This window comes from Enterobacter sp. BIDMC92, assembly GCF_001030225.1.
In the GTDB taxonomy this organism is placed as follows: domain Bacteria; phylum Pseudomonadota; class Gammaproteobacteria; order Enterobacterales; family Enterobacteriaceae; genus Enterobacter; species Enterobacter sichuanensis.
Genome location: NZ_KQ087598.1, coordinates 4308850 through 4333485 on the forward strand (window position 1 = coordinate 4308850; position 24636 = coordinate 4333485).

Genomic DNA, 24636 nt, shown 5'->3' on the forward strand with positions numbered 1-24636 from the left:
GTGATCTTTATGGATCGCGGGGAGATTGTTGAGCAGGCACCACCGGATGAGTTCTTTGCCCATCCTAAGTCAGAACGCACGCGAGCCTTCCTGTCGCAGGTGATTCATTAACCTGCTCTCTTGCCCGGAGGCGCGTTGCCTGCCGGGCCTACGGTTTTCACGGCAATCATAACGCAAAAAGGCCATCCTTTCGGATGGCCTTTTCACTTGTTTGATGTCTGGCAGTTCCCTACTCTCACATGGGGAGACCCCACACTACCATCGGCGCTACGGCGTTTCACTTCTGAGTTCGGCATGGGGTCAGGTGGGACCACCGCGCTAAAGCCGCCAGGCAAATTCTGTTAATCTGTATCAAAGCTGAATCTTGTGTCGTCTCTTCGCCAAAACACCTTCGGCGTTGTAAGGTTAAGCCTCACGGTTCATTAGTATCGGTTAGCTCAACGCATCGCTGCGCTTACACACCCGACCTATCAACGTCGTCGTCTTCAACGTTCCTTCAGGAGACTTAAAGTCTCAGGGAGAACTCATCTCGGGGCAAGTTTCGTGCTTAGATGCTTTCAGCACTTATCTCTTCCGCATTTAGCTACCGGGCAGTGCCATTGGCATGACAACCCGAACACCAGTGATGCGTCCACTCCGGTCCTCTCGTACTAGGAGCAGCCCCCCTCAATTCTCCAGCGCCCACGGCAGATAGGGACCGAACTGTCTCACGACGTTCTAAACCCAGCTCGCGTACCACTTTAAATGGCGAACAGCCATACCCTTGGGACCTACTTCAGCCCCAGGATGTGATGAGCCGACATCGAGGTGCCAAACACCGCCGTCGATATGAACTCTTGGGCGGTATCAGCCTGTTATCCCCGGAGTACCTTTTATCCGTTGAGCGATGGCCCTTCCATTCAGAACCACCGGATCACTATGACCTGCTTTCGCACCTGCTCGAGCCGTCACTCTCGCAGTCAAGCTAGCTTATGCCATTGCACTAACCTCCTGATGTCCGACCAGGATTAGCTAACCTTCGTGCTCCTCCGTTACTCTTTGGGAGGAGACCGCCCCAGTCAAACTACCCACCAGACACTGTCCGCAACCCGGGTAACGGGTCTACGTTAGAACACCAGCCATTAAAGGGTGGTATTTCAAGGACGGCTCCATGCAGACTGGCGTCCACACTTCAAAGCCTCCCACCTATCCTACACATCAAGGACCAGTGTTCAGTGTCAAGCTATAGTAAAGGTTCACGGGGTCTTTCCGTCTTGCCGCGGGTACACTGCATCTTCACAGCGAGTTCAATTTCACTGAGTCTCGGGTGGAGACAGCCTGGCCATCATTACGCCATTCGTGCAGGTCGGAACTTACCCGACAAGGAATTTCGCTACCTTAGGACCGTTATAGTTACGGCCGCCGTTTACCGGGGCTTCGATCAAGAGCTTCGCGTTACCGCTAACCCCATCAATTAACCTTCCGGCACCGGGCAGGCGTCACACCGTATACGTCCACTTTCGTGTTTGCACAGTGCTGTGTTTTTAATAAACAGTTGCAGCCAGCTGGTATCTTCGACTGATTTCAGCTCCACCCGCAGGGGCTTCACCTACATATCAGCGTGCCTTCTCCCGAAGTTACGGCACCATTTTGCCTAGTTCCTTCACCCGAGTTCTCTCAAGCGCCTTGGTATTCTCTACCTGACCACCTGTGTCGGTTTGGGGTACGATTTGATGTTACCTGATGCTTAGAGGCTTTTCCTGGAAGCAGGGCATTTGTTACTTCAGCACCGTAGTGCCTCGTCATCACACCTCAGCGTTAAAAAACGACCGGATTTACCTAATCGTTCCGCCTACATGCTTAAACCGGGACAACCGTCGCCCGGCTAACATAGCCTTCTCCGTCCCCCCTTCGCAGTAACACCAAGTACAGGAATATTAACCTGTTTCCCATCGACTACGCCTTTCGGCCTCGCCTTAGGGGTCGACTCACCCTGCCCCGATTAACGTTGGACAGGAACCCTTGGTCTTCCGGCGAGCGGGCTTTTCACCCGCTTTATCGTTACTTATGTCAGCATTCGCACTTCTGATACCTCCAGCAACCCTCACAGGCCACCTTCAACGGCTTACAGAACGCTCCCCTACCCAACAACACATAGTGTCGCTGCCGCAGCTTCGGTGCATGGTTTAGCCCCGTTACATCTTCCGCGCAGGCCGACTCGACCAGTGAGCTATTACGCTTTCTTTAAATGATGGCTGCTTCTAAGCCAACATCCTGGCTGTCTGTGCCTTCCCACATCGTTTCCCACTTAACCATGACTTTGGGACCTTAGCTGGCGGTCTGGGTTGTTTCCCTCTTCACGACGGACGTTAGCACCCGCCGTGTGTCTCCCGTGATAACATTCTTCGGTATTCGTAGTTTGCATCGGGTTGGTAAGCCGGGATGGCCCCCTAGCCGAAACAGTGCTCTACCCCCGAAGATGAGTTCACGAGGCGCTACCTAAATAGCTTTCGGGGAGAACCAGCTATCTCCCGGTTTGATTGGCCTTTCACCCCCAGCCACAAGTCATCCGCTAATTTTTCAACATTAGTCGGTTCGGTCCTCCAGTTAGTGTTACCCAACCTTCAACCTGCCCATGGCTAGATCACCGGGTTTCGGGTCTATACCCTGCAACTTAACGCCCAGTTAAGACTCGGTTTCCCTTCGGCTCCCCTATACGGTTAACCTTGCTACAGAATATAAGTCGCTGACCCATTATACAAAAGGTACGCAGTCACACCACGAAGGTGCTCCCACTGCTTGTACGTACACGGTTTCAGGTTCTTTTTCACTCCCCTCGCCGGGGTTCTTTTCGCCTTTCCCTCACGGTACTGGTTCACTATCGGTCAGTCAGGAGTATTTAGCCTTGGAGGATGGTCCCCCCATATTCAGACAGGATACCACGTGTCCCGCCCTACTCTTCGAGTTCACAACCTGTGTGTTTTCGTGTACGGGACTATCACCCTGTACCGTCGGACTTTCCAGACCGTTCCACTAACACACAAGCTGATTCAGACTCTGGGCTGCTCCCCGTTCGCTCGCCGCTACTGGGGGAATCTCGGTTGATTTCTTTTCCTCGGGGTACTTAGATGTTTCAGTTCCCCCGGTTCGCCTCGTTAACCTATGTATTCAGTTAACGATAGTGTGTCGGAACACACTGGGTTTCCCCATTCGGACATCGCCGGGTCAAAGGTTCATATCACCTCGCCGGCGCTTTTCGCAGATTAGCACGTCCTTCATCGCCTCTGACTGCCAGGGCATCCACCGTGTACGCTTAGTCGCTTAACCTCACAACCCGAAGATGTTTCACTTCATGATTGCGAAAATTTGAGAGACTCTAACACACATAACATGTGTGTCGTTTCAATTTTCAGCTTGATCCAGATTTTTAAAGAGCAAATATCTCAAACGTGACTCGTAAGTCAGTTTTGAGATATGACGGCAGGTGACTTTCACTCACGAACCAGCAAGTGGCGTCCCCTAGGGGATTCGAACCCCTGTTACCGCCGTGAAAGGGCGGTGTCCTGGGCCTCTAGACGAAGGGGACGTGTCAGTCTCAATCGCAAGACGCCTTGCTATTTACTTTTCATCAGACAATCTGTGTGAGCACTGCAAAGGCAGGTTCTTTAAGGTAAGGAGGTGATCCAACCGCAGGTTCCCCTACGGTTACCTTGTTACGACTTCACCCCAGTCATGAATCACAAAGTGGTAAGCGCCCTCCCGAAGGTTAAGCTACCTACTTCTTTTGCAACCCACTCCCATGGTGTGACGGGCGGTGTGTACAAGGCCCGGGAACGTATTCACCGTAGCATTCTGATCTACGATTACTAGCGATTCCGACTTCATGGAGTCGAGTTGCAGACTCCAATCCGGACTACGACGCACTTTATGAGGTCCGCTTGCTCTCGCGAGGTCGCTTCTCTTTGTATGCGCCATTGTAGCACGTGTGTAGCCCTACTCGTAAGGGCCATGATGACTTGACGTCATCCCCACCTTCCTCCAGTTTATCACTGGCAGTCTCCTTTGAGTTCCCGGCCGGACCGCTGGCAACAAAGGATAAGGGTTGCGCTCGTTGCGGGACTTAACCCAACATTTCACAACACGAGCTGACGACAGCCATGCAGCACCTGTCTCAGAGTTCCCGAAGGCACCAATCCATCTCTGGAAAGTTCTCTGGATGTCAAGAGTAGGTAAGGTTCTTCGCGTTGCATCGAATTAAACCACATGCTCCACCGCTTGTGCGGGCCCCCGTCAATTCATTTGAGTTTTAACCTTGCGGCCGTACTCCCCAGGCGGTCGACTTAACGCGTTAGCTCCGGAAGCCACGCCTCAAGGGCACAACCTCCAAGTCGACATCGTTTACGGCGTGGACTACCAGGGTATCTAATCCTGTTTGCTCCCCACGCTTTCGCACCTGAGCGTCAGTCTTTGTCCAGGGGGCCGCCTTCGCCACCGGTATTCCTCCAGATCTCTACGCATTTCACCGCTACACCTGGAATTCTACCCCCCTCTACAAGACTCTAGCCTGCCAGTTTCGAATGCAGTTCCCAGGTTGAGCCCGGGGATTTCACATCCGACTTGACAGACCGCCTGCGTGCGCTTTACGCCCAGTAATTCCGATTAACGCTTGCACCCTCCGTATTACCGCGGCTGCTGGCACGGAGTTAGCCGGTGCTTCTTCTGCGGGTAACGTCAATCGCTGTGGTTATTAACCACAACGCCTTCCTCCCCGCTGAAAGTACTTTACAACCCGAAGGCCTTCTTCATACACGCGGCATGGCTGCATCAGGCTTGCGCCCATTGTGCAATATTCCCCACTGCTGCCTCCCGTAGGAGTCTGGACCGTGTCTCAGTTCCAGTGTGGCTGGTCATCCTCTCAGACCAGCTAGGGATCGTCGCCTAGGTGAGCCGTTACCCCACCTACTAGCTAATCCCATCTGGGCACATCTGATGGCAAGAGGCCCGAAGGTCCCCCTCTTTGGTCTTGCGACGTTATGCGGTATTAGCTACCGTTTCCAGTAGTTATCCCCCTCCATCAGGCAGTTTCCCAGACATTACTCACCCGTCCGCCACTCGTCACCCGAGAGCAAGCTCTCTGTGCTACCGTTCGACTTGCATGTGTTAGGCCTGCCGCCAGCGTTCAATCTGAGCCATGATCAAACTCTTCAATTTAAGTTTGATGCTCGTGAATTAAACTTCGTAATGAATTACGCATGTTCACTCAGAGACTTGGTATTCATTTATTGTCCGAAGACATTAAGAATCCATGTCACTTTGAGTGCCCACACAGATTGTCTGATAAATTGTTAAAGAGCAGTGCAACGCGGCTTTCGCTCACCGTTGCGAGGTGGCGTATATTACGCTTTCCTCTTTCAGAGTCAACCCGTTATTTCAGGATTTTTTCTCTTCAACCGACCGGGCTGTTTGTGAAGTGATTCACATCCGCCGTGTCGATGGAGGCGCATTATAGGGATCCCAATTTTTAGCACAAGTGTTTTTTAGATCTTTTTTTCCGACTGCTGATTTTCCGTGCTTTTCGCTGAAATCCCACCCGATTTGTTTAAATATTGACGTATTTTGCCTTGTCTCGATCCCATAATATGATCACCGTCTTGTGTATAGCGCTCATCCTTAGAGGTAGATATGCCCGCAGTATTACGCCCTTATAAAGATCTGTTCCCCCAAAAAGGCGATCGCGTGATGATCGACGCCAGCAGCGTGGTCATTGGTGATGTCCGAATGGCCGACGACGTCAGCATCTGGCCGCTTGTCGCCATCAGGGGAGATGTAAACTATGTATCTATTGGCGCCCGTACCAATATTCAGGACGGTAGCGTTCTGCATGTCACGCACAAATCCTCTTATAACCCGGAAGGCAATCCACTCATCATTGGCGAAGATGTTACCGTCGGCCATAAAGTGATGCTTCACGGCTGCACTGTCGGAAATCGGGTGCTTGTTGGCATGGGATCGATTCTGCTGGATGGCGTCATAGTAGAAGATGACGTAATGATTGGTGCCGGTAGCCTTGTCCCGCAGAACAAACGACTGGAGAGCGGCTATCTCTATCTGGGAAGCCCGGTAAAACAGATCCGCCCCCTTAAGGAGGCAGAGATCGAAGGATTAAAATACTCAGCGAACAACTACGTAAAATGGAAGAATGACTACCTGAATCAGGACAACCAAACCCAGCCCTGATCGTCTTCCTGCTGTTCGCGGATTAAATCGCTGGCTTCCTCTTCCAGATCCCAGCGATTTTCACAAAATACGGCTATCGGGTCCGAACCGCCAAAACGACGCAACAGCGTATCCCCCAAAATGGCGCAGGTAAGTTGCATCCCCTGTACCAGCACCGGGAAACAGACCGCTTGTTTACCCTCATCCCAGAACTCCCGGTCCGGAAAGTGAATGGCCTGATTCACGCCGATAACTCCTGCTTTAGCTTTTCAATCACCGGCTCAACTGCAGGCAACACGCCATGCCAGAGCAGCACCGCATGCGCGGCCTGACCCACCAGCATTCCCAGCCCATCGGCGATATGCTTCGCGCCGTGTTGTTCACACCAGTTCAGGAAAGGCGTCTTCCCTTTCTGATAGAACATGTCATAGAAGTACATATGCGCGTTTACCAGCGAAGTGGGGATGGCCGGGATCTCGCCGTTGATACCGCTGGAGGTGGCATTGATAATAAGATCGAACTCACGATCGGCAAGATCGTCAAGCGCTACCGCACTCACGCTACCGGTATGCGCAAACAATGCCGCCAGCGCTTCTGCCCGGGAAAAGGTCCTGTTGGTAATGGTCACCGCACAGTCCAGGGAAAGCAGAGGCAACAGGACTCCCCGCGATGCGCCCCCCGCACCAATCAGCAGGATCCGAAATCCCGGTTTGATAAACGAGAGTCTTTCCAGATCGCTTAGTAAACCAATTCCGTCAGTGTTATCACCCAGAAGGCGCCCATCCTCAAGCCGTTTCAGGGTATTTACTGCCCCAGCAAGTGAAGCGCGCTCGGTCAGCTCATCCGCACGTTCGAAAGCTTCCTCTTTAAAAGGAACGGTCACATTCGCGCCTTTACCGCCCGCGGCGAAAAAAGCCTCCAGTGTTGGAATAAATGTATCCACCGGGGCCAGTACGCGGCCATAGGGATGATCTATCTGCAGCTGCTCCGCAAATTGCTGATGGATCCAAGGCGACTTACTGTGTGCAATCGGGTTACCAAAAACAGCATAGGTTTCCATGAGATTACCCCTGGCGAAAACGTTCGCCGGTCAAAGCGTCACGAATTTCGGACGGATTCAGGCGCCCTCCCGTTTCACCGACAGCAACAGGGAAGTCATTTCCGAACTGCGCCAGTACTTCTTCGGTTGTCCGACAGGGTGGCAACCCGGTCAGGTTGGCGCTGGTTGAAACCAGCGGTTTACCAAATGCCAGGCAAAGCTCGACCACCAGCGGATGATCAGTGACGCGGACAGCGAGGGAATCAAAGCGTCCGGTTAACCAGCGCGGCGTTGTCGGCTGCGCCGGGAAGACAAAGGTCACTGGCCCTGGCCACGCGGAGAAGATCGTCTCGCGCTGCGCCGGCGTCAGCATAGAGTCATCGATATAGGGTTTAAGCTGCTCATAATTCGCAGCGATCAAAATCAGCCCTTTCTCGACGGGTCTTTGTTTTAAGGTAAGCAGGCGGCTCACAGCCGTCTCGCTGTCGGGATCGCAACCGACCCCAAAAACAGCTTCAGTTGGATAGGCGATGACGTCTTCGTTTTTCAGGACATCCACCATATGCGCAATGGAGCCTGATTGCAGGTTATTATTCACTATTTTGATCCGCCGAAACCGGCTTTCCACATTGTTTACTGGCGCAGAAGCATTTCATGCCTTGAGCCGTTTTCTTCTCGATAAGTAGCGGATAATTGCAATACGTGCAGATGCCCGCTACCGGTTTGAAATTGATAACGAACTGGCATTCAGGGTAGCGATCGCAGGAATGGAAGGTCTTACCAAAGCGAGAACGACGTTGTACCAGCTGTCCGCGCTGGCATTGAGGACAGGCAATAGCCGTTTCATCAGGCTTATCAATTTGTTCTGTATGTTCACATTCCGGATAACGGCTACATCCAATAAACATGCCGAAACGCCCCTGACGGAGCGCAAGTTCACCACCGCAGAGAGGGCAAAGCTGACCCTCCAGAATTTTAACGATATGTCCATCCGCCTGGCTTTTCAGAGGACGAACATAATCACATTCCGGATAGTGAGAACAACCGAGAAACGGGCCGTGTTTCCCGGACCGAATAACAAGTTCAGCCCCGCACTGCGGGCAGGGCTCATTTTTATGCACCGTGAACAGTGCTGATTTGGCCATAACAACTCTTGGTGCTGCGCATTGAATTAGTGCAGCATACCTTCATTCACTTCAAAGAGTAATTCTTCCATTTGCTGATAGGCATTTTCACAGCCCGGGATATTAAACAGAACCATCAGGATCACCCACTTGAGATCTTCCAGTTCAAATTCTGCCGTATCCAGCGCCATGACGCGCTCTATCACCATTTCTCTCGTTTCGAGGTTTAACACCTGAATCTGCTCAAGGAATAAAATGAACCCCCGGCAGCTGGCGTCCAGCCTTTCACACTCTTCAGCGGTATAGATGCGTACGGACAGTGGGTCAGAAGCAAGCTGCATCGGTTCGGCAAGGCCTTCCTGATAATCAGCCAGTTTTTCCAGCCACATCAACGCATTAAAGATGTCTTCCCGCTCAAACCCCGCATCGGTAAGATCCTGTGTCAACTTGTCCTGATCCACTCGCATTTCTGCTTCGTTATGGATGTAAGTCTCAAACAAATACATCAGTACGTCGAACATGGCATGCCCTCCTTAATCGGACATAGCCGCCGGGTACAGCTGCGATCCACCCTGCTAACTCCAGTTCGAGTAGCTGTGCTACCGTTACTGGCACAGGTTGGCCGGCACGTTCAGCGACAACGTCAACAGGTGTTACCTCATCTCCTACGTTAGCCAGGAGCTTGGGAAATGGCAATGCCACCTTTCCCTGATCTGATGAATAATGTCGCTTTTCGGGATCTTCCTGCAGACATTGCAAGCCATATTGCAAATTTTCAAGAATGTCTCCTACTTCCGTTACCGGTGTTGCCCCTTGTTTAATCAGCCAGTGCGGCCCTTCACAGCCGGGGTTACCTATCGGGCCGGGCAAGGCAAAAACGTCCCTTCCCTGTTCAAGCGCGCAGCGTGCCGTGACCAGCGACCCGCTGCGGCGTGCCGCTTCAACCACCAGCACGCCCTGACTCAGCCCGCTGATAATCCGATTACGACGCGGAAAGTTTGCCGGTCTGGGCTGCGCCGAAAGCGGAAATTCAGAGACAATCGCGCCGTCAGATTCGATAAGCCGCATCGCCAGTGCCTGATGCCGGCGCGGATAAATGCTAAAAAGACCGTTTCCCAGCACGGCGACACTTCGGCCTTTTACTGACAGGGCTGCGCTGTGGGCAACGCCGTCAATCCCGCAGGCCAGCCCGCTGGTGATCGTTAGCCCGCTTTGTGAAAGTTGTTCGCACAGGATTTTCCCCCATCGCTCGCCGTACCATGACGGTGCACGACTCCCGACGACCGCCAGCTGCACAGTATTAAGCGTCTCAGGATTGCCTTTCACGAATAGCGCCCCGGGATAATCCGGGATCGCGCGGAGCAAAGGGGGATAAAGTGGATGACTGGCCGTCAATAAATGATGTCCCGGCTGCTCAAGCCACCTCAGGCTACGCTCCAGCTCACTCTCCTCTGGCGCAAAGAACCGTTCAGCCTGCCTTGCTGTCAGCCCGGCCTTTCTGACAACGAGCGTATCGATCCTCTCCTGCTGCTGCAGTTGTGAAGCCGCTTCAAGCATGACATCGCCATACAGAGAAGCTGTGTGTATTAGCCGTAGCCATATTTCAGTAGACGTCATCCTTTCCCCTGCCATAAGCGGCCTGCGCAATCATTGCGATTGGTCACTGATGCTGTCAATCGATGGGGGATTTGTCTAGAATAGAGAGAGTATTCTTATCAACTCCTGAACACGACTCTGGAAATTTATGGCAGTTTTGCAAGTGTTACATATTCCGGACGAGCGCCTTCGCATCGTCGCTGAACCGGTCAAAGAAGTGAATGCAGAAATCCAGCGTATCGTTGATGATATGTTCGATACCATGTACGCCGAAGAAGGCATTGGCCTGGCGGCAACGCAGGTGAACATTCACAAGCGTATTATCGTGATCGACGTTTCTGAGAATCGCGATGGGCGTCTGGTGCTGATCAACCCAGAGCTGCTTGAAAAGAGCGGCGAGACAGGTATTGAGGAAGGTTGTCTGTCCATTCCCGAACAGCGTGCTTTAGTTCCTCGAGCCGAAAAAGTGAAAATTCGCGCACTGGATCGCGATGGCAATCCGTTCGAACTGGAAGCAGACGATCTGCTGGCGATTTGTATTCAGCATGAGATGGATCACCTGGTCGGTAAACTGTTTATCGATTACCTCTCGCCGCTGAAACAGCAGCGTATTCGTCAGAAAGTAGAGAAACTGGATCGTTTGCGCTCTCGCGCATAACATCCCCCCGGATACAAGGATCACCGTGTCTAAAACACTACGCATTATCTTCGCGGGAACCCCTGACTTTGCAGCGCGTCATCTTGACGCGCTGTTATCTTCTGGTCACCAGATTGTTGGCGTCTTTACCCAGCCGGACCGTCCGGCAGGTCGCGGTAAAAAACTGATGCCGAGCCCGGTAAAGGTACTGGCAGAAGAGCATGGGCTTCCCGTTTTCCAGCCCGCATCGTTACGCCCACAGGAAAATCAGCAGCTTGTTGCTGACCTGAATGCCGATGTGATGGTGGTGGTGGCTTACGGTTTAATTCTGCCAAAAGCTGTGCTTGATATGCCTCGCCTGGGTTGCATTAACGTGCATGGTTCCCTGCTCCCGCGCTGGCGTGGTGCTGCACCTATCCAGCGCGCTCTGTGGGCGGGTGATGCTGAAACGGGCGTCACCATCATGAAGATGGATGTCGGTTTAGACACTGGCGATATGCTGTATAAACTGGCCTGCCCTATTACAGCAGACGATACCAGCGGCACACTGTATGACAAACTGGCAGAGCTCGGTCCGCAAGGCCTTATCGAGACGCTCCAGCAGCTTGCTGACACCACGGCAAAACCGGAAGTTCAGGATGAGGCGCAGGTGACGTATGCCGAAAAGCTGAGCAAAGAAGAAGCACGGCTTGACTGGTCGCTCTCAGCCGCTCAACTTGAACGCTGTATTCGCGCTTTTAATCCGTGGCCGATGAGCTGGATGGAGATTGATGGGCAGCCGGTAAAAGTCTGGAAAGCCTCCGTCATTAACGGTAATACCACCGCTGAACCCGGTACGATTATTGATGCCAGCAAGAACGGTATCCAGGTGGCGACTGCGCAAGGGATCCTGAATCTTGAATCGCTACAGCCGGCCGGTAAGAAAGCCATGAGCGCTCAGGATCTGTTAAATTCACGTCGCGAATGGTTTATTCCGGGCAATCGCCTTGCCTGAACAAACTTCTTCTTAAGGCCCGGTGTTTCCGGGCATTTTTATTTCTACGGTTATGAAAAAACAAAATCTACGCAGTATGGCGGCTCAGGCCGTTGAGCAGGTTATCGAGCAGGGCCAGTCATTGAGTAATGTCCTGCCTCCACTGCAACAAAAAGTCTCTGATAAAGACAAAGCTCTGCTTCAGGAGCTCTGCTTTGGCGTCCTGCGCACACTCTCTCAACTTGAGTGGTTGATTAATAAGCTGATGTCACGCCCAATGACAGGCAAACAGCGTACCGTACATTATTTGATTATGGTGGGCTTTTATCAGCTCCTTCATACCCGTATCCCACCTCATGCCGCGCTGGCAGAGACGGTGGAAGGTGCCGTTACAATTAAACGTCCTCAGCTGAAAGGGCTGATCAACGGCGTACTGCGTCAGTTCCAGCGACAGCAGGACGAACTGCTGGCGGAATTTGCGCAGAGCGAAACGCGTTTCCTGCACCCGGAATGGCTGCTGAAACGCCTGAAAAAAGCCTGGCCACAACAGTGGCAAAATATTGTCGAAGCCAATAATGAACGTCCGCCGATGTGGTTACGCGTGAATCGTAACCATCATTCTCGCGATGCCTGGCTGGCTTTGCTGGAAGAGGCAGGGATGAGCGGCTTTACCCATGATGCTTATCCTGATGCGGTGCGTTTAGCGTCCCCAGTCCCCGTACATGCATTACCCGGCTTTGATAAGGGCTGGGTAACAGTACAGGATGCCTCTGCTCAGGGCTGTATGACCTGGCTTGAACCCAAAAATGGTGAACAGATCCTCGATTTGTGCGCTGCACCTGGGGGCAAAACGACGCATATTCTTGAAGTGGCTCCACAGGCCAGCGTGATGGCGGTAGATGTTGATGAACAGCGTCTTTCACGCGTCTATGACAACCTTAAGCGTCTGGGCATGAAGGCACAGGTTAAGCAAGGCGATGGACGTAAACCGGCAGAATGGTGTGGTGAAACACAATTCGATCGCATTTTGCTGGATGCCCCCTGCTCTGCGACCGGCGTTATTCGTCGTCATCCTGACATCAAGTGGTTACGCCGCGACCGTGACATCAAGGAACTTGCCCAACTGCAGTCCGATATTCTCGACGCCATCTGGCCGCATCTTAAACCTGGCGGTACGCTGGTTTATGCAACCTGCTCGATACTTCCGGAAGAAAACAGTCAGCAAATCGCGGCGTTCATCAAACGTACCCCGGACGCGGCACTGCGCGATACGGGAACATCTGAATCTCCGGGTCAGCAGAACCTGCCAGGTGCAGAAGAGGGTGATGGCTTCTTTTACGCTAAGCTAATCAAAGAGTGATGTTGAGAACAGGTCACGGAATATGAAGATTATCATTCTGGGTGCAGGACAGGTTGGCGGGACGCTGGCAGAAAATCTGGTTGGCGAAAATAATGACATCACCATTGTTGATACCAATGGCGATCGCCTGCGCGTTTTACAGGACAAATTTGACCTGCGTGTTGTGCAGGGACATGGTTCGCACCCGCGCGTGCTTCGTGAGGCGGGTGCCGACGATGCCGACATGCTGGTTGCGGTGACCAGTTCTGACGAAACCAATATGGTGGCCTGTCAGGTGGCCTACTCACTTTTCAACACGCCAAACCGAATCGCGCGTATCCGCTCACCGGACTATGTTCGCGATGCGGAAAAACTGTTTAATTCAGAAGCGGTCCCTATTGATCATCTTATCGCGCCAGAACAGCTGGTCATCGACAATATCTATCGTCTGATCGAATATCCAGGCGCTCTGCAGGTGGTCAACTTTGCCGAAGGTAAAGTGAGCCTGGCAGTCGTCAAGGCCTATTACGGTGGGCCATTGATCGGTAATGCGCTTTCCACCATGCGCGAGCATATGCCGCATATCGATACGCGCGTCGCGGCCATCTTCCGCCACGACAGACCTATTCGCCCGCAAGGCTCAACAATTGTTGAGGCTGGTGATGAGGTCTTCTTTATTGCAGCCTCACAGCATATTCGTGCGGTGATGAGTGAGCTTCAGCGGCTCGAAAAACCCTATAAGCGCATTATGCTAGTTGGCGGTGGCAATATCGGTGCTGGTCTGGCACATCGACTGGAAAAAGATTACAGCGTGAAGTTGATCGAGCGCGATCAACAGCGTGCTGCTGAACTGGCGGAAAAATTGCAAAATACGATCGTATTTTATGGCGATGCGTCAGATCAGGAGTTGCTGGCTGAAGAGCATATTGATCAAGTTGATCTCTTTATTGCTGTCACCAACGACGACGAGGCGAATATTATGTCCGCCATGCTCGCCAAACGTATGGGTGCCAAAAAGGTCATGGTGCTAATCCAGCGCCGGGCATATGTTGATCTGGTTCAGGGAAGTGTGATTGATATTGCTATTTCACCTCAGCAGGCGACAATTTCCGCCCTCCTGAGCCATGTTCGTAAAGCGGATATTGTCGGTGTGTCGTCGCTTCGTCGCGGCGTAGCGGAAGCCATTGAAGCGGTCGCACACGGAGATGAAACCACATCTCGCGTCGTGGGCCGTTCGATCGACGAAATTAAGCTGCCACCAGGTACTATTATCGGTGCCGTTGTGCGCGGGAATGATGTCATGATTGCCAATGATAATTTACGTATTGAGCAAGGCGATCATGTGATTATGTTCCTGACCGATAAAAAGTTTATTACCGACGTCGAACGTTTGTTCCAGCCAAGTCCATTCTTCCTCTAATGTGTCGGGTGCGTGAAAAAGCGCACCCGCACTTTATCCTCTTCATTTTTGTGCCTTTTATTTTTCATATCGTTTAATTATCCCGAATGGCAATTAGCTAATCATTTGTTAAACTTATAGTCGTCAGCTGGCACAAGGAGAATAAAATGAGTTTTATTAAAGAATTCCGCGAATTTGCAATGCGCGGGAACGTGGTGGATTTGGCAGTGGGTGTCATTATTGGTGCAGCATTCGGCAAGATTGTTTCATCATTAGTCGCCGACATTATCATGCCACCTTTAGGGTTGTTAATCGGTGGCATTGATTTCAAACAATTCGCTTTCACGCTGCGTGAAGCACAAGGTGATGTTCCGGCAGTCGTGATGCACTACGGCGTATTTATTCAGAACGTATTTGATTTTGTGATCGTCGCATTTGCCATTTTTATGGCTATAAAACTGATCAACAAACTCAACCGTAAGAAAGAAGAGCCGGCAGCAGCTCCTGCACCAACGAAAGAAGAAGTGCTGCTGAGCGAGATTCGCGATCTGTTAAAAGAGCAGAACAACCGCGTTTAATCAACAATTTAAAGCGGGAAGGCCAGTGGTAAAGAAGCGATTCGCTTGTTTGCCACTGGCCTCCCAGTTACCCCGTTTTGCATGTTTATCTTTGCGCAGATAACTTCCTTTCCCTTTTTTATTCTTCTCAACGCGCTGTCTGAATAACGGGTCGTGAAGTAACGCCTCAATGGCATTGTCCTTAATTTGTCCTTTCGTGTGCTGATAGCGGCTCATAATTTCTCCTGAGCATGGTGTATGACGACGGGAGTCTAGACCCGGATGGACTAAAAATCAACAGCCCTCAGTTTCTCCACTGGCCCCCTGTTCAAGGGCTTCAAGAATTGAACAATAAATACTGCTGTGGGCCGTACCGCAGCAGGCATCATTCAGCCTCTGCAGAGAACGCTGCATGGTTTGCAGCTCCTGAATGCGCGCTTCAACTTCATCCAGCCGGGCCTGCACAATACTTTTAGATTCCTGACAGGTGTGATGTTCGGGATCGATGCGGATCGATAATAACTCCCGGATCGCGTCCAGCGTAAATCCGAGCTGACGCGCATAACGAATGAACCGCAGACGCTGAAGATCGTTATCGGTGTAAAGGCGAAAGCCACCTTCAGTCCGAACTTCATGATCGATCATCTGCTGCTTTTCATAATACCGGATAGTATCCGGCGTGACGTTCGCGAGCTTCGCAAGTTCACCAATGCGGTACATAGCTACTCCTCGTTTATTTTCTGCATCAATCTTTCACAGTATTCACCGCGCAGAAAATCTGTATTCATCCCTGCCTGGCGCAGCTTGAGTTCAAGCAGCGCGAGCCTGCGGCTAAGCTCAGCGTGTCGAGGATCGTCCTGATGGATCCCTTTGAGGAGATCGACCATTTCGACAGCCTCTCTGCGTTGTTCAAGCTCCGGAGGAAGACAACCTGCATTTTTCAGTAACCGATATCCGGCCCGTAGTTCCGGGGCAATATGCGAATCATCATCCAGCACAAGCGGTTCACCGCTTCCCGGAAGATCGTCGAATTCGCCTTTCTTTTGGGCATCGCAAATATGGCGTTCTGCCCACTGGTCAAGCAACCACATTATCAGCTCCAGGGGATGAACAGAATTAATACAAACATTGTAGAGAAGTGGGGGTATCGCGGATATAAAAAAACCCGCCGGAGCGGGTTTTTTTACGTTACTGCAGATTACTCTGCAGCAGCTTCTGCTTTCTCTGAACGATCAACCAGCTCGATGTAAGCCATCGGCGCGTTGTCGCCTGCACGGAAACCACACTTCAGAATACGAGTGTAACCACCGGCACGGCTCGCGAAACGCGGGCCCAGCTCGTTAAACAGTTTTGCCACGATCTCGTTATCACGAGTGCGGGCGAATGCCAGACGACGATTAGCAACGCTGTCAGTCTTGGCAAGAGTAATCAGCGGCTCAACTACGCGACGCAGCTCTTTCGCTTTAGGCAGGGTCGTCTTGATGATTTCATGACGAACCAGTGAACCTGCCATGTTGCGGAACATAGCCTGGCGATGGCTGCTGTTGCGGTTCAGTTGACGACCACTCTTACGATGGCGCATGACCTTATCCTTCTCAGTAAAACCTTAACCTGTGATCCGGTTACTCGTCAGCAATGCTTGCCGGTGGCCAGTTTTCCAGGCGCATGCCCAGAGACAGACCACGTGAAGCCAGCACGTCTTTAATCTCGGTAAGAGATTTTTTACCCAGGTTCGGCGTTTTCAGCAACTCAACCTCGGTACGCTGTACCAGATCACCGATATAGTGGATAGCTTCTGCCTTGAGGCAGTTAGCAGAGCGGACAGTCAATTCGAGATCGTCAACAGGGCGCAGCAGGATCGGATCGAATTCTGGTTTCTCTTCTTTCACTTCCGGCTGACGAACATCACGTAAGTCAACGAAAGCTTCCAGTTGTTCTGCCAGGATGGTTGCCGCACGACGAATCGCCTCTTCAGGATCGATTGTGCCGTTGGTTTCCATTTCGATGACCAGCTTGTCCAGGTCGGTACGCTGTTCTACACGCGCTGCTTCAACATTGTAGGCAATACGCTCTACAGGGCTGTAGCATGCGTCGACCAGCAGACGGCCGATTGGGCGCTCATCTTCTTCCGAATGAATTCGGGCAGAAGCCGGCACATAACCACGACCGCGCTGAACTTTGATACGCATGCTAATAGCTGCGTTCTCATCGGTCAGGTGGCAGATCACGTGCTGCGGCTTGACGATTTCAACATCACCGTCGTGGGTGATGTCGGCTGCAGTCACAGGGCCAATGCCAGATTTATTCAGAGTAAGAATAACTTCATCTTTACCCTGAACTCTCACCGCCAGCCCTTTCAGGTTGAGCAGGATTTCAAGGATATCTTCCTGAACGCCTTCTTTGGTGCTGTACTCATGAAGTACACCATCAATCTCAACCTCGGTCACCGCGCAACCCGGCATCGATGAGAGCAGAATACGGCGCAGTGCGTTACCCAGAGTATGGCCAAAGCCACGCTCTAAAGGCTCAAGGGTCACCTTGGCGTGCGTCGAACTCACTTGCTCGATATCTACCAGGCGCGGTTTTAGAAACTCTGTCACAGAACCCTGCATTGTGTCCTCTCTTTGGTACTAAGCTTTACTTGGAGTAAAGCTCGACGATCAGGTGTTCGTTAATGTCCGCAGACAGATCAGAACGTTCTGGCTGACGCTTGAACGTACCTTCCATCTTGCCAGCATCAACTTCCAGCCAGGTTGGCTTTTCACGCTGCTCAGCCAGCTCCAGAGCGGCCTTCACGCGAGATTGCTTTTTCGCTTTCTCACGAATGCTAACAACGTCATTCGCTTTAACCTGATAAGAAGCGATGTTAACAACACGACCGTTTACCATGATTGCTTTGTGGCTAACCAGCTGACGTGATTCAGCACGAGTAGCGCCGAAGCCCATACGGTATACAACGTTGTCCAGACGACCTTCCAGCAGAGCCAGCAGGTTTTCACCTGTGTTGCCTTTCAGACGTGCTGCTTCTTTATAGTAGTTACGGAACTGACGCTCCAGCACACCGTACATACGGCGAACTTTTTGCTTTTCACGCAACTGCACACCATAGTCAGACAGACGCGGTTTACGCGCACCGTGCTGGCCAGGAGCTTGTTCAATTTTACACTTGGTATCGATCGCGCGAACGCCAGACTTAAGGAATAAGTCGGTGCCCTCACGACGGCTCAGCTTGAGCTTAGGACCCAAATATCTTGCCATTTTCTATCTCCAACTAACCTAAAAAACGAGCGTTATACGCGACGTTTTTTCGGCGGACGACAACCGTTATGAGGGATCGGAGTCACATCAGTAATATTAGTGATGCGGAAACCAGCGGCGTTCAGAGCGCGAACAGTAGATTCACGACCCGGACCCGGACCTTTAACCATAACTTCCAGATTCTTGATGCCGTATTCTTTTACGGCTTCTGCGCAACGCTCTGCTGCAACCTGAGCTGCGAACGGAGTGGATTTGCGAGAACCACGGAAACCGGAACCACCGGCTGTTGCCCAACCCAATGCGTTACCCTGACGATCAGTAATAGTAACGATGGTGTTGTTGAAAGAAGCATGGATATGAGCCACGCCGTCAGAGACTTGTTTTCTTACACGTTTACGTGCACGAACTGGTGCCTTTGCCATTATTCAATCACCCCGATTATTTCTTGATCGGTTTGCGCGGACCCTTACGGGTACGTGCGTTGGTCTTAGTACGCTGACCGCGCACTGGCAGACCACGACGATGACGCAAACCGCGATAGCAACCAAGATCCATCAGGCGCTTGATGCTCATGCTGATTTCACGGCGCAGATCACCTTCAACGACAAATTTGGCAACTTCGTCACGCAGCGTGTCGATTTGTTCTTCAGACAGCTCACTGATCTTAACATCTTCAGCGATACCCGCTGCAGCCAGAATGGCTTTAGAACGGGTCTTGCCGATGCCGTAGATCGAAGTTAATGCGATCACAGCATGTTTCTGATCAGGAATGTTAATGCCTGCTATACGGGCCACTATGCACTCCTACTATTTAATATGTACGCACCATGCTGAAAAGCCCGTTTTCAGGATACTCAAATGGAAACGTACAGACATACAAAAGATTGGCTGGCTAATCTAGCCAGCTCAACCCAACTTTGCAAGAAAAATATGCGAAATAATCAGCCTTGGCGCTGTTTATGCTTCGGCTCGGCACTGCAAATCACACGGATGACACCATCACGCTTAACGATTTTGCAGTTACGGCATAATTTCTTGACGGAAGCACGAACTTTCATTTTTACTCTCCGTAACTTCTCAGGCGACCAATTAGCGGCCGTAGCCTTTCAGGTTCGCCTTCTTCAATGCAGACTCATACTGACTGGACATCATCAGAGTTTGCACTTGAGCCATAAAGTCCATAATCACGACAACAACGATAAGCAGTGAGGTCCCACCGAAGTAGAACGGTACTTTCATTGCATCACGCATGAACTCCGGGATCAGGCAGATAAAAGTAATATAGAGCGCACCAACCAAAGTCAGGCGGGTCATTACTTTATCGATATACTTCGCCGTTTGCTCTCCCGGACGAATTCCTGGTACAAATGCACCGGACTTCTTCAGGTTATCTGCTGTTTCACGCGGGTTGAAGACCAACGCCGTGTAGAAGAAACAGAAGAAGATGATCGCAGACGCATAGAGTAACACATAAAGTGGTTGCCCAGGCTGCAAATACAGCGAAATTGTTGTCAGCCAGTTCCAACCAGTACCGCCCCCGAACCATGACGCGATGGTTGCCGGGAACAGAATAATACTGGAAGCGAAGATCGCCGGGATTACCCCCGCCATATTCACTTTCAGCGGTAAATGTGTGCTCTGTGCAGCATAGACACGACGACCTTGCTGACGCTTAGCGTAGTTCACCACAATGCGGCGTTGACCACGTTCAACGAAGACAACAAAGAACGTCACTGCAAATACTAATACTGCAACCAACAGCAACAGGAGGAAGTGCAGGTCGCCTTGACGCGCTTGCTCGATAGTATGGGCGATGGCTGGCGGGAGACCCGCGACAATACCGGCGAAGATAATGATTGAGATACCGTTACCGATACCACGCTCAGTAATCTGTTCGCCGAGCCACATCAGGAACATTGTCCCTGTGACCAGACTCACAACAGCGGTGAAATAGAATGCAAAGCCTGGGTTTAATACCAGGCCCTGCATACCAGGCATATTCGGAAGACCGGTAGCAATACCGATCGACTGGAATATTGCCAGCACCAGAGTACCGTAACGGGTGTACTGACTAATCTTACGACGTCCAGACTCCCCTTCTTTCTTCAACTCTGCCAGGGCCGGATGAACGACCGTCAGCAGCTGGATAATAATTGATGCCGAAATGTACGGCATAATACCCAGTGCAAAGATAGAAGCACGGCTGAGAGCACCACCAGAGAACATGTTGAACATTTCAATGATGGTGCCTCGCTGTTGCTCAAGCAGTTTGGCAAGTACAGCGGCATCGATACCAGGGATCGGAATAAAAGAGCCAATACGGAACACAATCAGCGCGCCGATAACAAACAGCAGTCTGCGTTTCAGCTCGCCAAATCCACCTTTGGCACTTTGAAAATCTAATCCCGGTTGCTTAGCCATCTGCTACTTATTCCTCAATTTTACCGCCAGCAGCTTCGATAGCAGCACGAGCACCTTTAGTAACACGCAGGCCACGAACAGTTACCGGAGTAGACACTTCACCAGCCAGGATCACTTTCGCGAACTCGATCTGGATACCGATAATGTTAGCTGCTTTCAGCGTGTTCAGGTCTACAACGCCGCCTTCAACTTTCGCCAGGTCAGACAGACGGATTTCCGCTGTGATCGCTGCTTTGCGAGAGGTGAAGCCGAACTTCGGCAGACGACGGTACAGTGGCATCTGGCCACCCTCGAAACCGCGACGTACGCCACCGCCAGAACGAGAGTTCTGACCTTTGTGACCACGACCACCGGTTTTGCCGAGGCCAGAACCGATACCACGACCCAGGCGTTTACCCGCCTTTTTAGAGCCTTCGGCCGGAGACAGAGTATTTAAACGCATCTCTTACTCCTCAACTTTAACCATGAAGTAAACCGCGTTGACCATACCACGAACAGCAGGAGTATCCTCGCGCTCAACGGTATGACCAATACGACGCAGACCCAGGCCAAGCAGCGTTGCCTTGTGTTTCGGCAGACGACCGATTGCACTGCGGGTTTGAGTGATTTTAATAGTCTTTGCCATGGTCAATTACCCCAGAATTTCTTCAACGGATTTACCACGCTTGGCAGCGACCATTTCTGGAGAATTCATATTTTCCAGGCCATCAATAGTTGCACGAACCACGTTGATCGGGTTGGTGGAACCATATGCTTTAGCCAGAACGTTATGAACCCCAGCAACTTCCAGAACGGCGCGCATTGCACCACCGGCGATGATACCGGTACCTTCTGAAGCTGGCTGCATGAATACACGAGAACCCGTGTGAACACCTTTTACAGGGTGCTGCAGGGTGCCGTTGTTCAGCGCGACGTTAATCATGTTGCGACGGGCTTTTTCCATCGCTTTCTGGATCGCTGCTGGAACTTCACGCGCTTTACCGTAACCAAAACCAACGCGACCGTTACCATCGCCTACTACAGTCAGAGCTGTGAAGGAGAAAATACGACCACCTTTAACGGTTTTAGATACGCGGTTTACCGCGATCAGCTTTTCCTGCAGTTCGCCAGCCTGTTTTTCGATGTGAGCCATCTTACACCTCTACCTTAGAACTGAAGGCCAGCTTCACGGGCAGCATCTGCCAGTGCCTGGACACGACCATGATATTGGAACCCGGAACGGTCAAAGGAAACATTGCTGATGCCTTTTTCCAGAGCGCGTTCAGCAACAGCTTTACCTACAGCTGCAGCGGCGTCTTTGTTACCGGTGTACTTCAATTGTTCTGAGATAGCTTTTTCTACAGTAGAAGCAGCTACCAGAACTTCAGAACCGTTCGGAGCAATTACCTGTGCGTAAATATGACGCGGGGTACGATGTACCACCAGGCGAGTTGCACCCAGCTCTTTGAGCTTGCGGCGTGCGCGGGTCGCACGACGGATACGAGCAGATTTCTTATCCATAGTGTTACCTTACTTCTTCTTAGCCTCTTTGGTACGCACGACTTCGTCGGCGTAACGAACACCCTTGCCTTTGTAAGGCTCAGGACGACGGTAGGCGCGCAGATCTGCTGCAACCTGACCGATCAGCTGTTTATCAGCGCCTTTCAGCACGATTTCAGTTTGAGTCGGGCATTCTGCAGTGATACCGGCCGGCAGCGGATGCTCAACAGGGTGTGAGAAGCCCAGAGACAGGCCTACTGCATTCCCTTTGATAGCTGCACGATAACCTACACCAACCAGCTGAAGCTTTTTAGTGAAGCCTTCGGTAACACCAACAACCATTGAGTTCAGCAGGGCACGCGCGGTACCAGCCTGAGCCCAACCATCCACGAAACCATCACGTGGACCGAAGGTCAGAGCGTTATCTGCATGTTTAACTTCAACAGCTTTGTTGAGGGTACGAGTCAGCTCGCCGTTTTTACCTTTGATCGTAATAACCTGACCGTCGATTTTTACATCAACGCCGGCAGGAATAACGACCGGTGCTTTAGCAACACGAGACATTCTTTCCTCCGATTAGGCTACGTAGCAGATAATTTCGCCACCAAGACCAGCCTGGCGCGCTGCACGATCAGTCATAACACCTTTAGAGGTAGAAACAACTGCGATACCAAGACCAGCCATAACTTTTGGCAGCTCATCTTTTTTCTTATAGATGCGCAGGCCTGGGCGGCTGACACGCTGAATGCTTTCTACAACAGCTTTACCCTGGAAATACTTGAGAGTAAGTTCCAGTTCCGGCTTGGTGTCGCCTTCAACTTTAAAATCTTCGATAAAACCTTCTTCCTTCAGCACGTTGGCAATTGCCACTTTCAGCTTGGCGGAAGGCATGGTGACCGCAACTTTGTTCGCGGCCTGACCGTTACGGATACGGGTCAGCATATCCGCGATCGGATCTTGCATGCTCATCTGTCTTTACTCCCGTGATTCAATTGGTAATTACCAGCTAGCCTTTTTCAAGCCTGGCACTTCACCGCGCATAGCGGCTTCACGCAGTTTGATACGGCTCAACCCAAACTTGCCCACATAACCATGTGGACGACCTGTTTGACGACAGCGGTTACGCTGACGAGACGGGCTGGAATCACGCGGCAGAGACTGCAGCTTGAGAACCGCATTCCAACGATCTTCGTCGGAAGCGTTCACATCAGAAATGATCGCTTTCAGTTCAGCGCGTTTAGCGAAGAATTTATCAGCTAAAGCTACGCGCTTTACTTCGCGTGCTTTCATTGATTGCTTAGCCATTCAGTAACCCTACCTTACTTGCGGAACGGGAAGTCAAAGGCAGCCAGCAGAGCACGGCCTTCTTCATCAGATTTCGCAGTAGTGGTAATGGTAATATCCAAACCACGCACGCGGTCGACTTTATCGTAGTCGATTTCTGGGAAGATGATCTGCTCACGGACACCCATGCTGTAGTTACCACGACCGTCGAAAGACTTAGCGGACAAGCCACGGAAGTCACGGATACGTGGAACAGCAATAGTGATCAGGCGCTCAAAGAACTCCCACATGCGTTCACCACGCAGAGTTACTTTACAGCCGATCGGATAGCCCTGACGGATTTTGAAGCCTGCAACTGATTTGCGTGCTTTGGTGATCAGCGGTTTTTGACCGGAGATTGCTGTCAGGTCAGCTGCTGCGTTATCCAGCAGTTTCTTGTCAGCGATCGCTTCACCAACACCCATGTTCAGGGTGATCTTCTCGACCCGAGGGACTTGCATGACAGAATTGTAGTTAAACTCAGTCATGAGTTTCTTAACTACTTCGTCTTTGTAGTAATCATGCAGTTTCGCCATCGTACTACTCCAAATTACTTGATAGTTTCGCTGTTAGACTTGAAGAAACGGACTTTTTTACCGTCTTCGAATCTAAAGCCTACACGGTCAGCCTTGCCGGTAGCCGCATTGAAGATTGCAACGTTAGAAACCTGAATAGCAGCTTCTTTTTCAACGATGCCGCCTGGTTGGTTCAGGGCCGGAACCGGCTTCTGATGTTTCTTAACCAGGTTGATACCTTCAACGACGAGTTTGCCGGAAGACAGAACATTTTTCACTTTACCGCGTTTACCTTTATCTTTACCGGTTAACACGATAACTTCGTCATCACGACGGATTTTCGCTGCCATGATTCGCTCCTTAGAGTACTTCTGGTGCCAGAGAGATAATTTTCATGAACTTCTCAGTACGAAGTTCACGAGTTACCGGCCCAAAGATACGCGTGCCGATAGGCTGCTCGCTGTTATTGTTTAAAATAACGCATGCATTACCATCGAAGCGAATGACAGAACCGTCAGGGCGACGAACACCCTTCTTGGTGCGCACCACTACCGCCTTCAGCACATCACCTTTTTTGACCTTACCACGTGGAATTGCTTCCTTGATAGTGATCTTGATGATGTCGCCTACGCCTGCGTAGCGACGGTGCGAGCCACCCAGAACCTTGATACACATTACGCGACGTGCACCGGAGTTGTCGGCGACGTTCAGCATAGTCTGTTCTTGGATCATTTTAGTGCTCCGCTAATGTCAACTACTACCTGAGACTCTAAAATCAGAG

32 protein-coding genes, 1 tRNA gene, 3 rRNA genes and 1 pseudogene are annotated in these 24636 nt (G+C 51.4%); 7 read left to right on the forward strand and 30 right to left on the reverse strand.

All coding sequences use genetic code 11. The features are described 5' to 3' along the window. Positions 1–111 (forward strand): annotated as a pseudogene (locus SP99_RS24800) (amino acid ABC transporter ATP-binding protein); the annotation flags it as partial. Between the two features lie 105 nt (positions 112–216). On the opposite strand, the gene rrf reads toward SP99_RS24800, so the two are convergent. The 4 genes from rrf to SP99_RS20190 form a co-directional block, all read right to left on the reverse strand. Then, positions 217–332, reverse strand: a 5S ribosomal RNA gene (rrf, locus tag SP99_RS20175). A 69-nt stretch (positions 333–401) separates the two neighbouring features. After that, positions 402–3306, reverse strand: a 23S ribosomal RNA gene (locus SP99_RS20180). Positions 3307–3489: 183 nt separating this feature from the next. Continuing rightward, positions 3490–3565, reverse strand: a tRNA-Glu gene (locus SP99_RS20185). Between the two features lie 85 nt (positions 3566–3650). Further along, positions 3651–5190: ribosomal RNA gene (locus SP99_RS20190) — 16S ribosomal RNA — on the reverse strand. Together the 16S, 23S and 5S rRNA genes with 1 tRNA gene alongside form the textbook arrangement of a ribosomal RNA operon. 471 nt (positions 5191–5661) lie before the next feature. Here SP99_RS20190 and SP99_RS20205 point away from each other — a divergent pair. Then, positions 5662–6216 carry a gamma carbonic anhydrase family protein gene (locus SP99_RS20205; RefSeq protein WP_025759197.1) on the forward strand — a complete coding sequence of 185 codons (555 nt, stop codon included), beginning with the start codon at positions 5662–5664 and terminating at the stop codon, positions 6214–6216. Here the strand turns inward: SP99_RS20205 and SP99_RS20210 are convergent. The 6 genes from SP99_RS20210 to dprA are packed head-to-tail and all read right to left on the reverse strand — an operon-like array spanning position 6192 to position 9975. Continuing rightward, positions 6192–6440, reverse strand: a complete 249-nt coding sequence (locus SP99_RS20210; protein WP_025759198.1) for a DUF1488 family protein — start codon at positions 6438–6440, stop codon at positions 6192–6194. The two genes, SP99_RS20205 and SP99_RS20210, sit on opposite strands and share 25 nt — an antisense overlap. Further along, entirely contained in the window at positions 6437–7255 is an 819-nt protein-coding gene (aroE, locus tag SP99_RS20215) for a shikimate dehydrogenase (protein ID WP_047959580.1), read from the reverse strand. Before aroE ends, SP99_RS20210 begins: the two co-directional genes overlap by 4 nt. A gap of 4 nt (positions 7256–7259) precedes the next feature. Then, positions 7260–7832: an L-threonylcarbamoyladenylate synthase type 1 TsaC gene (gene tsaC / locus SP99_RS20220; protein WP_025759200.1), complete on the reverse strand. Its 573-nt coding sequence runs from the start codon at positions 7830–7832 to the stop codon at positions 7260–7262. Next, positions 7825–8379 (reverse strand): DNA topoisomerase family protein, encoded by a 555-nt coding sequence (locus SP99_RS23270; protein WP_025759202.1) that lies wholly within the window; start codon positions 8377–8379, stop codon positions 7825–7827. Before SP99_RS23270 ends, tsaC begins: the two co-directional genes overlap by 8 nt. A 26-nt stretch (positions 8380–8405) precedes the next feature. Then, positions 8406–8879 (reverse strand): DUF494 family protein Smg, encoded by a 474-nt coding sequence (gene smg, locus SP99_RS20230; RefSeq protein WP_047959582.1) that lies wholly within the window; start codon positions 8877–8879, stop codon positions 8406–8408. Further along, positions 8851–9975, reverse strand: a complete 1125-nt coding sequence (gene dprA, locus SP99_RS20235; RefSeq protein ID WP_047959583.1) for a DNA-protecting protein DprA — start codon at positions 9973–9975, stop codon at positions 8851–8853. The genes smg and dprA overlap by 29 nt, the downstream gene beginning before the upstream one ends. Before the next feature lie 127 nt (positions 9976–10102). Here dprA and def point away from each other — a divergent pair, with 127 nt between their 5' ends. The 5 genes from def to mscL all read left to right on the forward strand — a co-directional run bounded on the left by def (position 10103) and on the right by mscL (position 14880). Then, positions 10103–10612 carry a peptide deformylase gene (gene def, locus SP99_RS20240; RefSeq protein ID WP_025759205.1) on the forward strand — a complete coding sequence of 170 codons (510 nt, stop codon included), beginning with the start codon at positions 10103–10105 and terminating at the stop codon, positions 10610–10612. A gap of 25 nt (positions 10613–10637) precedes the next feature. After that, a complete protein-coding gene (gene fmt, locus SP99_RS20245; RefSeq protein WP_045286886.1) occupies positions 10638–11585 on the forward strand; it encodes a methionyl-tRNA formyltransferase in 948 nt (315 codons plus the stop codon). 52 nt (positions 11586–11637) lie between these two features. After that, positions 11638–12924: a 16S rRNA (cytosine(967)-C(5))-methyltransferase RsmB gene (gene rsmB, locus SP99_RS20250; protein WP_047959863.1), complete on the forward strand. Its 1287-nt coding sequence runs from the start codon at positions 11638–11640 to the stop codon at positions 12922–12924. A 22-nt stretch (positions 12925–12946) separates the two neighbouring features. Next, positions 12947–14323 carry a Trk system potassium transporter TrkA gene (gene trkA / locus SP99_RS20255; protein ID WP_025759209.1) on the forward strand — a complete coding sequence of 459 codons (1377 nt, stop codon included), beginning with the start codon at positions 12947–12949 and terminating at the stop codon, positions 14321–14323. Between the two features lie 146 nt (positions 14324–14469). Beyond that, positions 14470–14880 carry a large-conductance mechanosensitive channel protein MscL gene (mscL, locus tag SP99_RS20260; protein WP_025759210.1) on the forward strand — a complete coding sequence of 137 codons (411 nt, stop codon included), beginning with the start codon at positions 14470–14472 and terminating at the stop codon, positions 14878–14880. On the opposite strand, the gene SP99_RS20265 is transcribed toward mscL, so the two are convergent. From SP99_RS20265 to rplN, 20 genes are all read right to left on the reverse strand, one after another. Further along, the gene (locus SP99_RS20265; RefSeq protein ID WP_047959584.1) at positions 14881–15096 is read right to left on the reverse strand and encodes an alternative ribosome-rescue factor A; all 216 of its coding nucleotides are present in this window, start codon (positions 15094–15096) and stop codon (positions 14881–14883) included. 57 nt (positions 15097–15153) lie between these two features. Continuing rightward, on the reverse strand, positions 15154–15579 hold the full coding sequence (gene zntR / locus SP99_RS20270) for a Zn(2+)-responsive transcriptional regulator (protein WP_025759212.1): 426 nt from the start codon (positions 15577–15579) through the stop codon (positions 15154–15156). A 2-nt stretch (positions 15580–15581) separates the two neighbouring features. Next, complete coding sequence (locus SP99_RS20275) at positions 15582–15950, reverse strand: DnaJ family domain-containing protein (protein ID WP_045286776.1); 369 nt, start codon at positions 15948–15950, stop codon at positions 15582–15584. A 107-nt stretch (positions 15951–16057) separates the two neighbouring features. Beyond that, on the reverse strand, positions 16058–16441 hold the full coding sequence (rplQ, locus tag SP99_RS20280; protein WP_001216368.1) for a 50S ribosomal protein L17: 384 nt from the start codon (positions 16439–16441) through the stop codon (positions 16058–16060). Between the two features lie 40 nt (positions 16442–16481). Beyond that, on the reverse strand, positions 16482–17471 hold the full coding sequence (locus SP99_RS20285) for a DNA-directed RNA polymerase subunit alpha (RefSeq protein ID WP_002919219.1): 990 nt from the start codon (positions 17469–17471) through the stop codon (positions 16482–16484). Positions 17472–17496: 25 nt separating this feature from the next. Further along, the gene (rpsD, locus tag SP99_RS20290; protein WP_004868345.1) at positions 17497–18117 is read right to left on the reverse strand and encodes a 30S ribosomal protein S4; all 621 of its coding nucleotides are present in this window, start codon (positions 18115–18117) and stop codon (positions 17497–17499) included. A gap of 32 nt (positions 18118–18149) precedes the next feature. Continuing rightward, entirely contained in the window at positions 18150–18539 is a 390-nt protein-coding gene (rpsK, locus tag SP99_RS20295; protein WP_003863312.1) for a 30S ribosomal protein S11, read from the reverse strand. A gap of 16 nt (positions 18540–18555) precedes the next feature. Then, on the reverse strand, positions 18556–18912 hold the full coding sequence (gene rpsM, locus SP99_RS20300) for a 30S ribosomal protein S13 (protein ID WP_008503488.1): 357 nt from the start codon (positions 18910–18912) through the stop codon (positions 18556–18558). A gap of 146 nt (positions 18913–19058) precedes the next feature. Then, positions 19059–19175, reverse strand: coding sequence for a 50S ribosomal protein L36 (gene rpmJ / locus SP99_RS23275; RefSeq protein WP_000868187.1), 117 nt, complete (start codon positions 19173–19175; stop codon positions 19059–19061). Between the two features lie 31 nt (positions 19176–19206). Continuing rightward, positions 19207–20538: a preprotein translocase subunit SecY gene (gene secY, locus SP99_RS20305; RefSeq protein ID WP_003863305.1), complete on the reverse strand. Its 1332-nt coding sequence runs from the start codon at positions 20536–20538 to the stop codon at positions 19207–19209. A gap of 7 nt (positions 20539–20545) precedes the next feature. Continuing rightward, on the reverse strand, positions 20546–20980 hold the full coding sequence (gene rplO, locus SP99_RS20310; protein ID WP_003863304.1) for a 50S ribosomal protein L15: 435 nt from the start codon (positions 20978–20980) through the stop codon (positions 20546–20548). A 3-nt stretch (positions 20981–20983) separates the two neighbouring features. Continuing rightward, the gene (gene rpmD / locus SP99_RS20315; RefSeq protein WP_003863301.1) at positions 20984–21163 is read right to left on the reverse strand and encodes a 50S ribosomal protein L30; all 180 of its coding nucleotides are present in this window, start codon (positions 21161–21163) and stop codon (positions 20984–20986) included. A gap of 6 nt (positions 21164–21169) precedes the next feature. After that, positions 21170–21670, reverse strand: a complete 501-nt coding sequence (gene rpsE / locus SP99_RS20320; protein WP_003863299.1) for a 30S ribosomal protein S5 — start codon at positions 21668–21670, stop codon at positions 21170–21172. Positions 21671–21684: 14 nt separating this feature from the next. Further along, complete coding sequence (gene rplR / locus SP99_RS20325) at positions 21685–22038, reverse strand: 50S ribosomal protein L18 (protein WP_003863297.1); 354 nt, start codon at positions 22036–22038, stop codon at positions 21685–21687. 9 nt (positions 22039–22047) lie between these two features. Beyond that, complete coding sequence (rplF, locus tag SP99_RS20330) at positions 22048–22581, reverse strand: 50S ribosomal protein L6 (protein ID WP_003863296.1); 534 nt, start codon at positions 22579–22581, stop codon at positions 22048–22050. Positions 22582–22593: 12 nt separating this feature from the next. After that, on the reverse strand, positions 22594–22986 hold the full coding sequence (gene rpsH / locus SP99_RS20335) for a 30S ribosomal protein S8 (protein ID WP_006178918.1): 393 nt from the start codon (positions 22984–22986) through the stop codon (positions 22594–22596). 30 nt (positions 22987–23016) lie between these two features. Beyond that, the gene (rpsN, locus tag SP99_RS20340) at positions 23017–23322 is read right to left on the reverse strand and encodes a 30S ribosomal protein S14 (protein ID WP_003863291.1); all 306 of its coding nucleotides are present in this window, start codon (positions 23320–23322) and stop codon (positions 23017–23019) included. Between the two features lie 14 nt (positions 23323–23336). Then, on the reverse strand, positions 23337–23876 hold the full coding sequence (gene rplE, locus SP99_RS20345) for a 50S ribosomal protein L5 (protein WP_001096202.1): 540 nt from the start codon (positions 23874–23876) through the stop codon (positions 23337–23339). Between the two features lie 14 nt (positions 23877–23890). Then, on the reverse strand, positions 23891–24205 hold the full coding sequence (gene rplX, locus SP99_RS20350) for a 50S ribosomal protein L24 (protein WP_003863287.1): 315 nt from the start codon (positions 24203–24205) through the stop codon (positions 23891–23893). Positions 24206–24215: 10 nt separating this feature from the next. Beyond that, positions 24216–24587: a 50S ribosomal protein L14 gene (gene rplN / locus SP99_RS20355; protein ID WP_002919748.1), complete on the reverse strand. Its 372-nt coding sequence runs from the start codon at positions 24585–24587 to the stop codon at positions 24216–24218. Between the last annotated feature and the right edge of the window lie 49 nt (positions 24588–24636).

Bases quoted from the DNA above. Each gene is read 5' to 3' on its own strand.
- rpsD (WP_004868345.1), bottom strand. From the start codon at position 18,117: ATGGCAAGATATTTGGGTCCTAAGCTCAAGCTGAGCCGTCGTGAGGGC.
- mscL (WP_025759210.1), top strand. From the start codon at position 14,470: ATGAGTTTTATTAAAGAATTCCGCGAATTTGCAATGCGCGGGAACGTG.
- rplF (WP_003863296.1), bottom strand. From the start codon at position 22,581: ATGTCTCGTGTTGCTAAAGCACCGGTCGTTATTCCTGCCGGCGTTGAT.
- SP99_RS20285 (WP_002919219.1), bottom strand. From the start codon at position 17,471: ATGCAGGGTTCTGTGACAGAGTTTCTAAAACCGCGCCTGGTAGATATC.
- rpsE (WP_003863299.1), bottom strand. From the start codon at position 21,670: ATGGCTCACATCGAAAAACAGGCTGGCGAACTGCAGGAAAAGCTGATC.
- rplX (WP_003863287.1), bottom strand. From the start codon at position 24,205: ATGGCAGCGAAAATCCGTCGTGATGACGAAGTTATCGTGTTAACCGGT.
- rplQ (WP_001216368.1), bottom strand. From the start codon at position 16,441: ATGCGCCATCGTAAGAGTGGTCGTCAACTGAACCGCAACAGCAGCCAT.
- rsmB (WP_047959863.1), top strand. From the start codon at position 11,638: ATGAAAAAACAAAATCTACGCAGTATGGCGGCTCAGGCCGTTGAGCAG.
- rpmD (WP_003863301.1), bottom strand. From the start codon at position 21,163: ATGGCAAAGACTATTAAAATCACTCAAACCCGCAGTGCAATCGGTCGT.
- rpsK (WP_003863312.1), bottom strand. From the start codon at position 18,539: ATGGCAAAGGCACCAGTTCGTGCACGTAAACGTGTAAGAAAACAAGTC.
- SP99_RS20265 (WP_047959584.1), bottom strand. From the start codon at position 15,096: ATGAGCCGCTATCAGCACACGAAAGGACAAATTAAGGACAATGCCATT.
- rplR (WP_003863297.1), bottom strand. From the start codon at position 22,038: ATGGATAAGAAATCTGCTCGTATCCGTCGTGCGACCCGCGCACGCCGC.
- SP99_RS20205 (WP_025759197.1), top strand. From the start codon at position 5,662: ATGCCCGCAGTATTACGCCCTTATAAAGATCTGTTCCCCCAAAAAGGC.
- secY (WP_003863305.1), bottom strand. From the start codon at position 20,538: ATGGCTAAGCAACCGGGATTAGATTTTCAAAGTGCCAAAGGTGGATTT.
- trkA (WP_025759209.1), top strand. From the start codon at position 12,947: ATGAAGATTATCATTCTGGGTGCAGGACAGGTTGGCGGGACGCTGGCA.
- def (WP_025759205.1), top strand. From the start codon at position 10,103: ATGGCAGTTTTGCAAGTGTTACATATTCCGGACGAGCGCCTTCGCATC.
- rplO (WP_003863304.1), bottom strand. From the start codon at position 20,980: ATGCGTTTAAATACTCTGTCTCCGGCCGAAGGCTCTAAAAAGGCGGGT.
- smg (WP_047959582.1), bottom strand. From the start codon at position 8,879: ATGTTCGACGTACTGATGTATTTGTTTGAGACTTACATCCATAACGAA.
- dprA (WP_047959583.1), bottom strand. From the start codon at position 9,975: ATGACGTCTACTGAAATATGGCTACGGCTAATACACACAGCTTCTCTG.
- rplN (WP_002919748.1), bottom strand. From the start codon at position 24,587: ATGATCCAAGAACAGACTATGCTGAACGTCGCCGACAACTCCGGTGCA.
- SP99_RS20275 (WP_045286776.1), bottom strand. From the start codon at position 15,950: ATGTGGTTGCTTGACCAGTGGGCAGAACGCCATATTTGCGATGCCCAA.
- zntR (WP_025759212.1), bottom strand. From the start codon at position 15,579: ATGTACCGCATTGGTGAACTTGCGAAGCTCGCGAACGTCACGCCGGAT.
- rplE (WP_001096202.1), bottom strand. From the start codon at position 23,876: ATGGCGAAACTGCATGATTACTACAAAGACGAAGTAGTTAAGAAACTC.
- aroE (WP_047959580.1), bottom strand. From the start codon at position 7,255: ATGGAAACCTATGCTGTTTTTGGTAACCCGATTGCACACAGTAAGTCG.
- rpmJ (WP_000868187.1), bottom strand. From the start codon at position 19,175: ATGAAAGTTCGTGCTTCCGTCAAGAAATTATGCCGTAACTGCAAAATC.
- SP99_RS23270 (WP_025759202.1), bottom strand. From the start codon at position 8,379: ATGGCCAAATCAGCACTGTTCACGGTGCATAAAAATGAGCCCTGCCCG.
- rpsN (WP_003863291.1), bottom strand. From the start codon at position 23,322: ATGGCTAAGCAATCAATGAAAGCACGCGAAGTAAAGCGCGTAGCTTTA.
- rpsH (WP_006178918.1), bottom strand. From the start codon at position 22,986: ATGAGCATGCAAGATCCGATCGCGGATATGCTGACCCGTATCCGTAAC.